We start from the raw sequence: 14390 nt of genomic DNA, 5'->3' as shown, positions 1-14390 counted from the left end.
ACGTGATGCCGACGTGCGGAAAACATGTAGGCAGAGCGCTTGACCTGCCATTGGAGGAGTGTATGTCTGAGAAGAAGAATGAGTCACAGCCTATTGACGGTGGTGCTAACGCCGGCAAACAGGGGAGCAGTGACGAATCATCCGACCACGACTTATCTCGTGGACATAAGAGTTCCCCTAAGGTAGCTAAAGGTACAGGCGAAGGAGAGTCCCATCAGGAGTCTGAGCAGCATAGTCCTGATAAGCCAGTGAAACCGGTCGCCAAATCGCCCATTGAGGATTCCATCCTTCCTGCTGAAAGCATCACTAAAGCGCCTAAGGTTTCTCATCAAGCTCGCACCAGAGAAGAACGTATTGCTCTGAAGGCTGAGCGAAAAGCTGCTATGAAACTTGCTGCTCAACGTAAAAATGCTTCAAGCAGAGGACCTTTAGGCCGCTTATGGATTAAGATTCAAAGCTCTCCTGACAAGATCAGTATCTCTATGGCCATTGTCGCGCTCGGCGTGGTGTATGGAGATATTGGAACCTCACCGCTCTATATGTCGCAGACCTTCCTCAGTGGGCAAGGTGGTATCGGGAACACTGATCGTCCTGCTGTGCTGGGTATGTTGTCGCTAGTTTTTTGGTCAATCACACTTATCACTACTGTGAAGTATGTCTTGATTGCGATGCGTATTGACAACAAGGGTGAAGGCGGAATTTTCGCGTTATACAGCTTGGTGAGAAGGCATGCAAAGTGGCTGGTTATACCTGCCATGCTTGGTGGTGCTGCTTTTCTTGCAGATTCGGTGCTGACCCCAGCTGTTTCAATATCTTCAGCTGTTGAGGGACTCAAAACACTTCCGGTACTTGAACCGATTTTTAATGACAATGAAAACCTCACATTAATGATCACGGTTGTGGTGATTCTGATTCTGTTCTCGGTCCAATCCCGAGGTACTGAGCGTATTGGCAAGGTTTTCGGCACTGTTGTGATGATTTGGTTTGCTTTTCTCGCTGTGGTAGGTGTGGCAAATCTTGGTAATGACTGGACAGTATTTGAAGCTTTGAACCCGATTTATGGTATTCGTTTCCTCTTCAGCTCAGGGAATGTTGCGGGTTTGGCGATTATGGGAACCGTATTCCTCTCCACTACTGGTGCAGAAGCGTTGTACTCAGATATGGGGCATGTTGGCAGAGGCAATATTTATATCACCTGGCCTTTCATTAAAATCGCTTTAGTCTTGAACTACTTCGGGCAAGGTGCCTGGATGCTCAATAATCGCAATAATGCTGATTTGAAGAGTGTGCAGAACCTTAATCCCTTCTTCCAGATGATGAATCCAAACGTCAGATATGTTGCAGTGGTGCTCTCTGTGACAGCAGGTGTGATTGCTTCCCAAGCCTTGATAACTGGTGCATTTACTATGGTTTCTGAGGCGACAGGATTGAATTGGATGCCTCACCTTCAAGTTCGGTACCCCGCAAGGACTCGTGGCCAGTTGTATATTCCTGTGGTGAATATGGTCCTTTGTGCGGCAACATTGACGGTTCTAGGCATTTTCCGCGATTCCGAGCATATTGCAGCGGCATATGGGCTGGCATTAACCATAACGATGATTACCACTACGGTGTTGCTTGGTGTGTACATATGGTTCAATGCAAGCAAGTTCTGGGCTGTGGTGTTCACAGTAGTGTTCATTGCAATCCAAACACTCTTCTTCTTGGCATCTATGGCAAAGTTCCTCCATGGTGGTTGGTTTACGATGCTGCTCACACTCGCCATTCTGTTCATTATGTACACGTGGAACGAGGGAACCAAGGTTGAGCGTTCGCAGCGCAGACATATGGCTCCTAAAGAGTGTTTGCCTGCTCTGGACATGCTCCACAATGACTTCCGTGTGCCGTACTATGCGGACAATCTTGTCTATTTGACATCGGATACTGAGATGTGTCGACTCGATACAGATATCTTCTTCTCTATCTTTGCCGACCACCCTAAGCGTGCTCGCGCTTGGTGGGCTGTGTCCGTTCAAACCACCGATGACCCATTTACCAGAGACTATTCGGTTGAGAATTTTGGCACTAATTATCTGTTCCGAGTGCGTATGCGTCTCGGTTTCAAAGTGGACCAAAATGTTGCAACTTACTTGCACCAGATTATGCATGAGTTGATTGACAGCGGTGAATTGCCACAGCAAACGTCCGTGTATCCCAAGGTGGATGAAGATCCACAAATAGGTACTATCAAATACATCTTGATTCATAAAGCCTTGATGCCGGAGTCAAAAATTACCACAGGTAGAGCGGTGGCACTGCAGGTTAAATATGCGATCAGGCATGTTGCCGGTTCACCAGTGAAGTGGTTTGGCCTTGCACCATACAATCCAATTGTTGAAGTTCAACCGCTATTCGTTACGACGCGTAGAGTTCCACGTTTGCAGCGAGTTGCCTTACGCAGGACGAAACGCCAGCAAGCTATGCTTCAGGAAGCAAAAAAGGAAACCCCACAGAAGTCAACGACAGATTTGCAGCAGACTTCAAAGGGTGTCTCTGAGCAGCAGACGGATAAAGGGTAGCTCGTTGCTCAGCGTTTGATAGACATGAGATGAGACAGCGAGACAATATTTCATAGGTTAGAGTGAAGTGATATGTGCAGATTATTGGGGTATGCCACCAACGGTATTAATCTGAGTCTCAAAGACATCATTGGAGAAGTTGACGTTGCGCAATTTCGTTCGATTTCCAAAATCCATAACGATGGATGGGGTGTTTCGCTGTTATCACAGCCTCCTGAAGGTGCTCATCGCCGCGATGGTGGTGCGCCTACTCCTGAGACAGCATCAAATGTGTATCGTTCGACTGTAGCTGCTCATTTCGATAGTGCTTTTGAAACCTTTGTTGAGAGTGGAGCACGCGGGGGACTTTTCCACTTGAGATTGGCTTCTTCTAATCTGCCGTTGATTTTGGAAAATCAACAGCCTTTCTTTGCAAATGGTTTGAGCTTTATTCACAATGGTGACATCAGCGATGAGCAAGGTCGCAATATTGTAGATAATCGCGATTTCGATATTGACGAGGATTTGTTACTCGAAACTGGCGGCAAAAGTGATTCGGCAATATTCTTCTCAGTGGTATTACAACATGTTGGTCAGGGCTTGACTCTTGCACAGTCAGTAGCTCAGGCGGTTGCTGATTTGCGCAAGGAATACCCAAAGTCCTCATATAACTGCATGGTACAAAGCCAGGATGAAATGGTCTGCTTACGCGCATCTGGTCGTACAGATGTCCCAGCGCGTATCGGTGATATTTATGCACGTTACGGGCAGGCTGACTATGTTGCAGACTATCGAGTTATTCGCTACAAAGAAATTCAGCATGCCGACCGTTCAGCGTCGGGTGTGGTCATAGCGTCTTCTGGTTTTGAGCAGTCCGCTGAGGATGGTTGGAAGGAACTGCATAACGATCAAATGCTTGTTGCTTCTAACCAGAGCGGTGAGTATTCCTTGCGCGAATTGTGAACGAATTGATGCCGAGTAGCGAAGGGCAATACACTGATTTTGGAGTACGCGTTCGTGAATCCTGCAGTTGAGGAGTTCTCAGATGCGATTACAACGAATGTCGTCAATTGAAAGGGTATGGCATGAGTGAAGAACTAGCGAATATCGGAGTGGTGGGACTTGCAGCAATGGGTGCGAGCCTTTCTAGAAACTTGGCGAATCACGGCAACACTGTTGCGGTGTATAACCGTCACTACTCCCGTACCGAAGCTCTGATTGCTGAGCACGGTTCTGAAGGCAAGTTCATTCCTGCGAAAACGATAACGGAATTTGTCGCTTCTCTGGCAAAACCTCGCACTGCCATCATTATGGTCAAGGCAGGAGCGCCAACTGATGCGGTGATTAACGAGTTGGCTGACGCGATGGAAGATGGTGACATCATCGTTGATGGTGGCAACGCATATTTTGAAGATACTATTCGTCGAGAAAAAGACATCCGTGCACGCGGACTGCATTTCGTGGGCTGTGGAATTTCTGGCGGTGAAGAAGGTGCGTTGAAAGGGCCTTCGATGATGCCTGGTGGTACTGATGAGTCTTGGAAGACTCTGGGCCCCATCCTGAAGAGTATCGCTGCTGTCGCTGAAGGTGAACCGTGCGTGACGCATATTGGTACTGATGGTGCGGGTCACTTCGTGAAGATGGTGCATAACGGTATCGAGTATGCCGATATGCAGGTGATTGCCGAGAGCTATGATCTGCTGCGTCGTGGACTGGCATTGGAGCCTGCTGAAATTGCGGATGTATTTGCGCAGTGGAATAAGGGTGATTTGAACTCTTATCTTATTGAGATAACTGCTGAAGTGCTCGGGCATAAGGATGAGAAAACTGGCAAGCCCTTTATAGATATTGTTGTTGACCAAGCTGGTATGAAGGGCACAGGAACTTGGACTGTGCAAACGGCTCTGTCGTTGGGTACGCCAGTTACTGGTATTGGCGAGGCTGTGTTTGCGCGCGGTCTTTCTTCTGAAGCTGAGTTGCGTGAAGAGGCTGCACACAAGGGCTTAGAAGGTCCTAATCCTGAAGGTGCATTTGCTGCGAAGTTCCCCGATGCAGACTCACGCAATGCCTTTATTGAGGATGTACGTCAAGCTTTATATGCTTCTAAGATTGTGGCGTATGCACAGGGCTTCAACGAAATCGAGAAGGGTGCAAAGCAGTACGGCTGGAATATCGATCTTGGTGCGGTGGCACGTATCTGGCGCGGCGGATGCATTATTCGTGCGAAGTTCCTCAACCGTATTTCTGATGCTTATGATTCTTCTGAGACTTTTGGTTCTCTGCTCTTTGATCCATTCTTCAAGCAAGCCGTAGCCAATGCGCAAGAGTCATGGCGTCGCGTGGTTGCAAGTGCAGCCGAGGCGGGTATTCCAGTGCCAATGTTCTCGAGCTCACTTGCTTACTATGATGGTCTGCGTTCCAAGCGTCTTCCTGCTGCTCTGATTCAAGGTCAGCGTGATCTCTTCGGAGCTCATACTTACGGTCGAGTAGACGCCCCAGGAGCTTTCCATACTTTGTGGGCAGAACCGGGTCAGAAAGAGATTCAGCAAAGCAGCTGAGCTGTTAAATGTGAAGCACGGTGTGCTTCACATAAGCGAAGCGAGCGTTCGTTAAGAACGCGAGGGCAATCGTCAGAGCGATTGTCGTAGGCAAGGTGAGCAACCGCAAAGGTTGCGAAGAATCGCGCAGCGATTGCCACACGTCGTGACGCTTGACGTTTCTTGGTAATTCATCAGGTTCTGCGTGAGTGGCTCCCTACGGAGCCACGAGCAGTGATTGAGACCCCCGCATCGTGCGGGGGTCTGTTGTTACTGGTTCAGAACCGGGTCAGAAAGAGATTCAGCAAAGCAGCTAAGCCGTCTAGCGAATGATATGACCGTTTCTGTAGGGATTATGCAGGCATCTATCAGTAGCTCTATCTTGAAATGCTCGGTATTCCGCCATTTCCGGCGTTACATATTATCGATCTAAAAAGAAATCCCTACACAAACGAATCCTGGAGTTCAATTAGGTTTGAATTCATGCTTAATTGCACAGTTTCGTTTCTTCAATCAGGTGCTGGGTGGTTTTACAACGTTAACGCTGAGGCTTCGTCATCGAGGAGCCATAGAGTTTCCTCTTGTCCCGTTGCGAATGAGCTGGGCACGTGAGGATTATTCACCGATGATAGAGCATTATGTACGGCTTGAGCTTTTCGTGAAGAAGATGCCAGCACCCATACTTTGCGACTGTTCTTTATCAATGGAACAGTCATGCTAATCCGTAGTGGTGGCTTTTTGGGGGAATTGGTGACACCTGTGACCAGAATGTCGCTATCGTCAATGGTTACTTGCGGATAGTCGGGGAATAATGATGCGAAATGCCCGTCTGGACCAACTCCGAAGAGTGCGACATCAAAGATTGGGTTATCACCGAGCTCACGAGTGATCTCTTCTTGATACGTTGCTGCGGCAGCATCTAATAATCTAGTATTTTCTGCATCTCCAGCGACTGCAACGTCATGGTTGTTGCGTTGCTCGGCAGGCATCTCATGAATATGTGATTCTTGGAGCAGCCCATGCTTGACCAAGGTTCCGAACCAAGCTTCGCGGGCCTGCTTCGCATTGCGATCGTCATCGTTGGCTGCGACGAAGCGTTCGTCTCCCCACCATAGATGAACACGGCTCCAATCAATTGCTTCATTCAAAGGATTGCTAGCAATATGTGTAAGCACAGCATTACCGTCAGTTCCTCCAGTGAGTGCAATATCTGCGCGATGTTGGGAAGCTATTCTGTCCCCGATTTCAATCAGTAGACGAGAAGCAATTGCTGTGTGGAGCAATTCAGGATTGGGGTAGGCAATGGCAAGTCTTTGAGGCATATGTCCAGATTTCTATGTGTCTGCTGATGAGTTATTACTACTGATGAGCGAATATCACAGTTCGATAATGCAATGGTCTATTGCTTATGGAGCAACCACAATCCTATACTTTGCGGTTGCTCCATAAGCGGAGCATAAGTTAATGTCCTTTAGATAGCCACGTTACTCATGGTCCACTAGACCCCATCCATCCGTGATGACCTCTGCATAAACCTCATCTGGGTCAAGCCGCCGCATCTCTTCGCTGAGGCACTCTTCAAGAGTTCTCATTGGCATGGCAACGTCTTGCTGTGATTCTCCAGGTTGGCAGATTGTGGCTTGATCCTCGTACGGGCGTTCCATACTCAGTTCGCCATCTTCGCGCTCGAAGAAGACACCCGTAATGGCGTTGAGGTCATCATCACGTTCAATGGTGACGGGCACATCTAGTCTTACAGCGAGCCAAGCTGCCAACAAGTCGAGGGGAATATAGTGCGACTGTCCCTTGACTCGAACTGATTTGATGGGAAGATGCGGTGGCTGATCGAGCATCGACGCTAGCATTGCACGCCAAACCGTGAGACGAGTCCAAGACATATCGATATCGTGACAAGACCAATGTGCCCTCAATGCTGTAAATGAAGCATCGGGGTTAGAGGAACGAATTGCATCAGTAATACGGCTGCGTGCCATGCGGCCTATTGGATCTTTTGAAGGGTCCTCTGGCGCCTTTGAAGGCCACCAAGCAACAACGGGTGCATCAGGAACCAGTAGAGGAATCACGAGAGTGTCTAAATGGCGCTTCAAACCGTCGAAAGGTTTGAGAACCACAATTTCTCCCGCTCCTGCATCCGCTCCGAATCGTACTTGCGCATCAAGTTTGGAATGTTCTCCTGAGTCAGAACCATCTGTAACGATAGCTATCACTCGGCAGGGATGTTCTCGGCTCGCTGCGTTCGCGGTTTCCAGGGACTCTTCCAATTCTTCTTCGGATGTGCTGATGAGCAAGGTCAACACGCGACCTAGCGCTGCTTCACCGCGTTCCTCGTGCAGAGCATCAATCTTTCTGGATATCTGCGAAGTCGCGGTATCGGGCATTTCAACAATCATGGCATCCTCCAGTGGTATCCATCACGAGCCAGCATCTCATCGGCCTGTGCAGGTCCCCATGTGCCTGCACGGTATGGCTGAGGCTGACCCAGTGTGCTCCAGAAGTCTTCAATTGGGTCAAGAATATTCCAAGAAAGATTAACTTCCTCGGTGGTTGGGAAGAGTGGCGGGTCTCCGAGTAACACGTCAAGTATTAGGCGCTCATATGCTTCGGGAGATGCTTCGGTAAATGATCGACCGTAACTGAAATCCATACTGACGTCGCGGACTTCCATGGCTGTTCCAGGAACTTTGGCCCCGAATCGAATGGTTACGCCTTCATCTGGTTGCACGCGAATAACAACCGCGTTAGCTCCCAGTTCACGCGTTGCTGTCGTCTCAAAAGGAAGGTGTGGCGCAGGTTTGAATGCTACAGCGATTTCAGTAACTCGCTTGCCGAGTCGTTTGCCGGTTCTTAAGTAGAAAGGCACACCTGCCCATCTACGAGTATCAACATCGAGACGAATGGCCGCATACGTTTCAGTTGTCGAGTCGCGGCTAATGCCCTTTTCATCAAGATAACCGACAACTTTATCTGAGCCTTGCCAGCCGGCAGCATATTGTCCGCGGGCGGTATGCTCGGCTAGATTCTTTGGCAATCGCACGGCGGAAAGCACTTTTCGCTTTTCTGCGGTCAAATCGGCTGCTGAAAATGAAACAGGCTCTTCCATAGCAGTTAAGGCCATGAGCTGTAACAAATGGTTTTGAATCACATCTCGTGCTGCACCGATGCCGTCATAGTATCCAGCTCGGCCGCCGATACCAATATCTTCTGCCATGGTGATTTGTACATGACTGACGTAATTGGCGTTCCATACAGGCTCAAACATGGTGTTGGCAAAGCGCAGTGCTAAGAGGTTCTGCACTGTTTCCTTGCCGAGATAGTGGTCGATACGGAATACTGAATCTGGTTCGAAGACCTCGGAAACTACTCGGTCTAGTTCTTTGGCGCTAGCAAGGTCGTGGCCAAAAGGTTTCTCGATAATGACACGACGCCACGCGCCTTCACTGGAATGTGAAAGACCAGAATCTGCAAGCTGTTTGGACACCAGCGGAAAATCCCTTGGTGGCACAGACATATAGAAAGCATGATTACCGCGAGTGCCGCGATCCCTGTCGAGTTCCGATACTGTGTCTGACAGACGGGTGAATGCCTCGGCATCGTCAAAAGTGCCTGTGACGAAGCGCAAACCGTCGTAAAGGTGCTCCCACGTTTTTTCGTTGAATGGTGTGCGGCAATGTGCCTGCATATTCTCTTTGGCGAAATTCGCGAATTCCTCGTTATCCCATTTGCGTCTGCCAAAACCAATGAGACCGAATCCAGCTGGTAGCAGTCCACGATTGGCAAGATCGTACACGGCCGGTAGCAGCTTCTTTTTTGCTAGATCGCCCGTGACACCGAAAATTACCAAAGAACAAGGTCCTGCGACGCGCGGCATACGCAAATCCCTTGGATCACGCAGTGGATTGGACCAGGCTTGTCCTGCTTGCATTTCGGCTGCAGTGCTGCGCTGGGCGGAATACTGCTCGTTTTCCGAAGTCCCCATGTCACCCCTTTTGCTCGTTGTACGCTCTGATTCTACTGTCAAACATGTTTCAGTGAACAAGATAATCGCATAGAGCAAGTATGTGAATCGTTTCAATATTCTGTTGACACATGATATGGAGACCGTTTCCTATGATGAGAGTATGAGTACACATATGCCAAGTGTTGAGGAAATTACTAGGCTTCACCGTCGTCTAGCGCCTTCAGAAGCGGCTTTCCATTTAGTACATACACACTGTGTGATTGTTGCGCAATTAGCGCAAGACATTGCTCAGCATCGCACGGAGATTGTTTCTCAGAAAGCTTCTGCCGAGGACATGGCCGCTGCGGTTGGACTCGTTTCGATAGGCGATATTGACGAGGAGCTATTAGAAGTCGGGGCATTGCTCCACGACATTGGGACTTACCGTGTGTTTGATAGCTCGAGCGACGGTAGAGATCCTGATTCAATACTGCGATTTGATTCGCAACGATACATACTTCATGGCGTGATTGGTTACCGCATATTGCTCGAAGAGGGATACGGAGAATCTGTGGCGGCATTTGCTAGAAATCACACCGGTGTGGGGGTGACGCGACAGCAGGTGATCAGTCAACATCTTCCTTTAGCAGTTGATGATTATGTGCCGCAGAGCCAAGAGCAGGAAATCGTCATGTATGCGGATAAGTTCAACAGCAAGTCTCATCCGCCTGCCTTCATCTCGCAGAAGTTGCAAGAGAAGCGTGCCGCTCGTTTTGGTGAAGAGAATTTGTTACGTTGGCATGCACTTGTTGCCCGTTATGGTCTGCCAGATATAGGTAAATTGGCTGCTGAGCATCGCATGCCCATCAAATAGCGGTGATAAACAGGTGCAGTTTTCGTTTGTGTAGGGATTATTTCAGAACAAGCCAAGTCCGCCCGCTATATTCCGCGCAATACTGCGGTTGATACTTGAGGACGGGCGGAAAATCCCTACACAACAGGATCTCATCGAAGAAATTTGCCTGTGGGTCGTCGAAACCAGCAGATTGCTCCTCGTGATCTTCGCCATCTGTGTCAAATCATGCTCAGAGACGAGATGATGTGGCAAAGAGATGCATGTGGAACTGAGGTGATCTGTTGGTAGTGATTCGGACGAATTGGAGTAGCTATCAGTCGGCCTTAATAGATTGCAAAATCCACGAAATCTGAATTCTCGCCACTTCGAGAAAGTCAAGGTGATAGAACTTCTCGAGTTCATCTTTATTTTTAAAGGTGAATGACATGGTTCCCAAGAAAGCATAGTAATACGACACCACAGTGGTGTGTGGATCAAGATCGGCTTTTACACTTCCATCGTGGAAGTTCTTAGTGAACATCTCAATGCTTTTTCCTGGCCGCCAATTAGCTGTGTTGTACGGACTTTCCCAGAAGTCGTCGGGTTTTTGGCTTGCCGTGGCAAAAATGGTGTGGAACAAATCGAAGAAGATAGCAAAGCTTGCATCTTCTCTAAAATATTCATAATTCGCGTCTGCATATGCTCGTAAGCGCTCATATGTGGTGTGTGTGTCTTTAAGTTTGTCGTTGAGTCGTATGAGCAGACCGTCCATTTTTTCAAAGAAAATTGCCCAAAGGATATCTTCTTTACATGAAAAATAGTTATAAACGGTTGCACGGGTAATCTCGGCCCCATCAGCAATATCACCGATGGTGAAGCCTTCCATGCCGCGTTCCATGTACAGCTGCTCGGTTATACGGATAATCTTATCCGCTTGCTTCTTTTGATGCTGTACGTAACCTTCGGCCATCATAACCCCCTAGTATGTGTTGGACGCCTAAAGCGTCCCATGCCCCAACGGCATGGAATCCCCATTACCCAGTAGTCTACAGACTATTGTCGATTCGACCGACTTTGGACTTCGTGGTCAATGTCTGAGATACTAGCCAATATTCCTGAAGACTTGCTGAAGCTCAAGTATTTTCAGAGAACAGAGTTGGTTGATGGCGGCGGCTGCTGATTGAGAAAACGTTTGGCAAAGCTTTGTTCCATCCAAGGATCTGGGTGAAATATCTGTTGAGTATCAATGGCTACTTGAGAGCGGTCATGTTCGAATGTGGCGTCTTTCGGTAAAGAGCAATCTGCAACAGCGCACAGCAATGCATCGCTCGATGTGTGTGCGTAACGGTACGGTGGCGTACACCAGGTAGGCAGTGCTTCAAGCACAATCGCGGTTGCATTACCGCACACCGCGATGTTAAAGACTGCGCTGACAATATTGAGACGGCGAGCTGCCTCTTCAGCTACTTCCTCCACCATAGGAATATTGCTCTGAGTGAACTGTGCCCCATCGAAAATTGACAGAATCTCTGTGCTGCCTGGTGGATTATGTGTGCAGTATCCTTGCGTTGCTATGGCATGACTGTGATGAACAGTGACCATCCATTCTTCAGCGATGTCTGGTGTGTGCGCGCTGATAAGAATGTGAGAGTGTGCAGGAGCATGCTTCAATGCTTGCTGCAAAGCAGATAAATCGCGCTGAGCAGCAGGGAAATCTGGGACTCGTCCATTGACAAGTTGAGACCAGGGTTGCTGTTGTTGAGCTTCTGATACATAGGATTGGTCGCGCAGCTCAGCTATGCCTGAGTCCTCAAAAGAGTCCCAATTCAGTACTGTCTCGGGATTGGTTACCAGCGCTGCCCTGCCGAGTAGCTTCCGTCCAAGAAGTGTGGGCCAACTATATTGCGGAGTGAGCATCAACATCGGATCTAGACCAGCAGCTTGCATTTTGGCGTTTTGAGCAATCACAAAGGCAGGTGTTGCCCACAACTGGTCATGGCAACGTATATCTTCCAAAGGCCACAAATCTATGTGGTGACGTAGTTGTGTGACTCCACCCACTTGAAGACCTTGTTGCTGAGATTGACCGAAGACATCTTGAAATGCATCCCAAATCCACTGTTGATGACAGGCGATGGTAAGTACGGTCATATGCTGTCTAAACCTTTTTACGTTGTGCTGAGATTGCCGCAGGATTGTATCGAAATGGCGATGATGTACTCAGCAGATTAGCCTATGCGCCCTGAATATGGTTAGCACCCATCACCTGACAGCGAAGTGTGAGCTCAGTCTCTGGTAGACAGCAGTTCAGGGTGATAGATTGCCCACAGATGAAGAATTGCGGACGATATTACGTGCGCAGTCCAGTCATGGGACGGATTGGTAGATACGACAGAGGTAGAGAAGTCTCACAAGATGTATATAGGTGAGTTTCAGTGTGAGGAAGGAATGTAACGATGACCGATTCAATGGAAGCGATCATTGCGGCCAACTCGAGCAAGATTTCACCCGCTCGTCCAGGACCGATGGAATTCGGCGTTATGAGTGTCTCTGACGTTACTAAAAATCCAGTGAGTGGTGAAGTGCCTTCTGAGTCTGCACGCCTGAAGAGTACTCTGAGGCAAGCTGTGATATCGGAACAGGCAGGATTTGATGTTTTTGCCATTGGAGAGCACCATAATCCACCGTTCTGGTCGTCCTCTCCAACAACCTTTTTGGCAGCTGTGGCAGCCCAAACGCAACGTATTACACTGTCGACTTCAACTACTTTGATTACTACGAATGATCCCGTAAATCTGGCAGAACAATACGCCGTGTTGCAACATGTTGCAGACGGTAGAGTGGATTTGATGCTTGGTCGCGGCAATACCGCTCCGGTCTATCCATGGTTCGGCAAAGACATCAGGCAGGGACTGGCTCTCGCTCTTGAGAATTACAATCTCTTGCATCGTCTGTGGCATGAGGATGTAGTGGATTGGTCCGGTCAGTTCCGTACCCCGCTGCAAGGATTTACAGCTATCCCAAGGCCACTGGATGATGTGCCGCCATTTGTGTGGCACGGCTCAATTCGAACGCCGGAGATAGCTGAACAGGCGGCATACTATGGCAATGGTTTCTTTGCAAATGGAATTTTCTGGCCAGTTGACCATTTTCGTAGACTCGTAGCCTTGTATCGCAATCGCTTTGTGCACTGGGGCCATGGCACTGCTGCACAAGCAGTTGTTGGCTTGGGAGCACAGGTGTTTGTCAATGAGCGCTCTCAAGATGCTCTAGAGACCTTCCGTCCATATTTCGATCATTCTCCTGTATATCGCGGAGGTCCCAGTCTTGAGACGATGGTCGAGCAAACGCCACTTATGGTGGGTTCGCCACAACAAATCATCGACCGCGTATTAGCGCAACATGAGGTGTATGGAGACTATGCACGCCAGATATTCCTTGTTGACCATGGAGGTTTACCTGCTGAAATGGTTGACAAACAGTTGGACATGCTGGGTGAGTTGGTATTACCAGTGTTGCGTAAGGAGATCGCTGCCATACGTGCTCCTGAGGCTGTTGCCACACCTTCGCATGCGGACTTAATCCATGCAAAGTACGGTGACGGCGATGTAAGACAGCCTAAACCCAAAGAAAATCGGGGGGACAATGTGACTGGAACTAGCCCCTACACAGATTCTGATCCAGCTCAACGTGTTGAGCTACCTAAGATGTATTAATAATATCGAGAAAGACCCCATGAATATGGCAGAAAACAGGAGACGTCAGATCACCGTAGTGAGTGCTGGTGTTGGAGAACCTTCAACTACCACTAAACTCGCCGAAGGTATTGCTGAGAAAACGGCCAATGTGCTTCACAATAGTGCTCTTATCGCGCAGGTTAATATTATTGAGCTGAAGAATTTAGCCAAAGATATAGCCGTGGCCTCAGTAAGTTGGCAGATATCACAGGAGCTGCAGACTGCTCTAGATATTGTTACTCATAGCGATGCTGTAGTTGCTGCCAGTCCGGTTTTCAAAGCCTCGTACTCAGGCTTGTTCAAAAGTTTTTGGGATGTCGCTGCACAAGATGCTGTGCTCGGAATGCCTATCGCGCTAGTCGCTACGGGTGGTAGCGAGCGACATGCTCTGGTTCCAGATACCTCTATGCGTTCCTTATTCGCCTTTATGCGGGCGGTAATCGTACCCACAGGGCTTATGGCAGCGACTGTTGATTGGGGTTCTGAAGGTCTGATGCAACGACAAACTCGCGTTGCTGCGGAGTTAGCAAGTTTGGTACGAACAGACGTCAGAAATACGTTATTAGGAGCAGTTGGCAACCGTTACACTCGTAGCGCAGTCGACTTGAGTGTTGACCCGCAGCAGAGCGTTGCCGATGATGATCACACTGATACCAACGCTATAGCTTCACCTATGTTGAATTTTGATAGTGAGCTCATGAAGTTGGCCGCAGGCGGACGCTGAAGTCCAAGCTTGCCGAATGATCTCTAAGAGCCTTGGTGAGCTCTTGCTATGGTGCCTCAGAA

The 14390-nt window shown here is 48.8% G+C and carries 11 protein-coding genes; 6 read left to right on the top strand and 5 right to left on the bottom strand.

The genetic code is table 11. The features are described 5' to 3' along the window. Nucleotides 1-62: 62 nt before the first annotated feature. From LKI20_RS09725 to gndA, 3 genes are all read left to right on the top strand, one after another. Complete coding sequence (locus LKI20_RS09725) at nucleotides 63-2558, top strand: KUP/HAK/KT family potassium transporter (protein WP_291773233.1); 2496 nt, start codon at nucleotides 63-65, stop codon at nucleotides 2556-2558. Between the two features lie 72 nt (nucleotides 2559-2630). Continuing rightward, nucleotides 2631-3500, top strand: coding sequence for a class II glutamine amidotransferase (locus LKI20_RS09720; protein ID WP_291773231.1), 870 nt, complete (start codon nucleotides 2631-2633; stop codon nucleotides 3498-3500). Nucleotides 3501-3622: 122 nt separating this feature from the next. Beyond that, nucleotides 3623-5095, top strand: a complete 1473-nt coding sequence (gndA, locus tag LKI20_RS09715; protein ID WP_291773228.1) for an NADP-dependent phosphogluconate dehydrogenase — start codon at nucleotides 3623-3625, stop codon at nucleotides 5093-5095. A gap of 509 nt (nucleotides 5096-5604) precedes the next feature. Here the strand turns inward: gndA and pgl are convergent. The 3 genes from pgl to zwf form a co-directional block, all read right to left on the bottom strand. Next, nucleotides 5605-6396: a 6-phosphogluconolactonase gene (pgl, locus tag LKI20_RS09710; protein ID WP_291773227.1), complete on the bottom strand. Its 792-nt coding sequence runs from the start codon at nucleotides 6394-6396 to the stop codon at nucleotides 5605-5607. Between the two features lie 162 nt (nucleotides 6397-6558). After that, nucleotides 6559-7485, bottom strand: a complete 927-nt coding sequence (locus LKI20_RS09705) for a glucose-6-phosphate dehydrogenase assembly protein OpcA (RefSeq protein ID WP_291773224.1) — start codon at nucleotides 7483-7485, stop codon at nucleotides 6559-6561. Next, nucleotides 7482-9017, bottom strand: a complete 1536-nt coding sequence (zwf, locus tag LKI20_RS09700; RefSeq protein WP_291773542.1) for a glucose-6-phosphate dehydrogenase — start codon at nucleotides 9015-9017, stop codon at nucleotides 7482-7484. Before zwf ends, LKI20_RS09705 begins: the two co-directional genes overlap by 4 nt. Nucleotides 9018-9213: 196 nt before the next feature. On the opposite strand from zwf, the gene LKI20_RS09695 reads away from it, so the two are divergent. Next, nucleotides 9214-9906 carry an HD domain-containing protein gene (locus LKI20_RS09695; RefSeq protein ID WP_291773222.1) on the top strand — a complete coding sequence of 231 codons (693 nt, stop codon included), beginning with the start codon at nucleotides 9214-9216 and terminating at the stop codon, nucleotides 9904-9906. Nucleotides 9907-10201: 295 nt separating this feature from the next. Here LKI20_RS09695 and LKI20_RS09690 read toward each other — a convergent pair whose 3' ends face one another. Both LKI20_RS09690 and LKI20_RS09685 read right to left on the bottom strand, forming a co-directional pair. Next, the gene (locus tag LKI20_RS09690; protein WP_291773539.1) at nucleotides 10202-10837 is read right to left on the bottom strand and encodes a TetR/AcrR family transcriptional regulator; all 636 of its coding nucleotides are present in this window, start codon (nucleotides 10835-10837) and stop codon (nucleotides 10202-10204) included. A 173-nt stretch (nucleotides 10838-11010) separates the two neighbouring features. Further along, nucleotides 11011-12018, bottom strand: coding sequence for a hypothetical protein (locus LKI20_RS09685; protein ID WP_291773220.1), 1008 nt, complete (start codon nucleotides 12016-12018; stop codon nucleotides 11011-11013). 305 nt (nucleotides 12019-12323) lie between these two features. On the opposite strand from LKI20_RS09685, the gene LKI20_RS09680 reads away from it, so the two are divergent. Next, entirely contained in the window at nucleotides 12324-13583 is a 1260-nt protein-coding gene (locus tag LKI20_RS09680) for a CE1758 family FMN-dependent luciferase-like monooxygenase (RefSeq protein ID WP_291773218.1), read from the top strand. A 25-nt stretch (nucleotides 13584-13608) separates the two neighbouring features. Then, nucleotides 13609-14328: a CE1759 family FMN reductase gene (locus LKI20_RS09675; RefSeq protein ID WP_291773216.1), complete on the top strand. Its 720-nt coding sequence runs from the start codon at nucleotides 13609-13611 to the stop codon at nucleotides 14326-14328. Nucleotides 14329-14390 lie beyond the last annotated feature (62 nt).

Origin of the sequence: Bifidobacterium sp., from assembly GCF_022647885.1 — a bacterium.
Lineage (GTDB): Bacteria > Actinomycetota > Actinomycetes > Actinomycetales > Bifidobacteriaceae > Bombiscardovia.
Note: the sequence above shows the minus strand (reverse complement) of the source record. Positions and strands in the feature narration are given on the sequence as shown.

What these genes read in the sequence shown, in the direction of transcription:
- LKI20_RS09690 (WP_291773539.1), bottom strand. Translation starts at nt 10,837, where the DNA reads ATGGCCGAAGGTTACGTACAGCATCAAAAGAAGCAAGCGGATAAGATT.
- LKI20_RS09685 (WP_291773220.1), bottom strand. Translation starts at nt 12,018, where the DNA reads ATGACCGTACTTACCATCGCCTGTCATCAACAGTGGATTTGGGATGCA.
- LKI20_RS09705 (WP_291773224.1), bottom strand. Translation starts at nt 7,485, where the DNA reads ATGATTGTTGAAATGCCCGATACCGCGACTTCGCAGATATCCAGAAAG.
- pgl (WP_291773227.1), bottom strand. Translation starts at nt 6,396, where the DNA reads ATGCCTCAAAGACTTGCCATTGCCTACCCCAATCCTGAATTGCTCCAC.
- LKI20_RS09675 (WP_291773216.1), top strand. Translation starts at nt 13,609, where the DNA reads ATGGCAGAAAACAGGAGACGTCAGATCACCGTAGTGAGTGCTGGTGTT.
- LKI20_RS09725 (WP_291773233.1), top strand. Translation starts at nt 63, where the DNA reads ATGTCTGAGAAGAAGAATGAGTCACAGCCTATTGACGGTGGTGCTAAC.
- LKI20_RS09720 (WP_291773231.1), top strand. Translation starts at nt 2,631, where the DNA reads ATGTGCAGATTATTGGGGTATGCCACCAACGGTATTAATCTGAGTCTC.
- zwf (WP_291773542.1), bottom strand. Translation starts at nt 9,017, where the DNA reads ATGCAAGCAGGACAAGCCTGGTCCAATCCACTGCGTGATCCAAGGGAT.
- gndA (WP_291773228.1), top strand. Translation starts at nt 3,623, where the DNA reads ATGAGTGAAGAACTAGCGAATATCGGAGTGGTGGGACTTGCAGCAATG.
- LKI20_RS09695 (WP_291773222.1), top strand. Translation starts at nt 9,214, where the DNA reads ATGAGTACACATATGCCAAGTGTTGAGGAAATTACTAGGCTTCACCGT.
- LKI20_RS09680 (WP_291773218.1), top strand. Translation starts at nt 12,324, where the DNA reads ATGACCGATTCAATGGAAGCGATCATTGCGGCCAACTCGAGCAAGATT.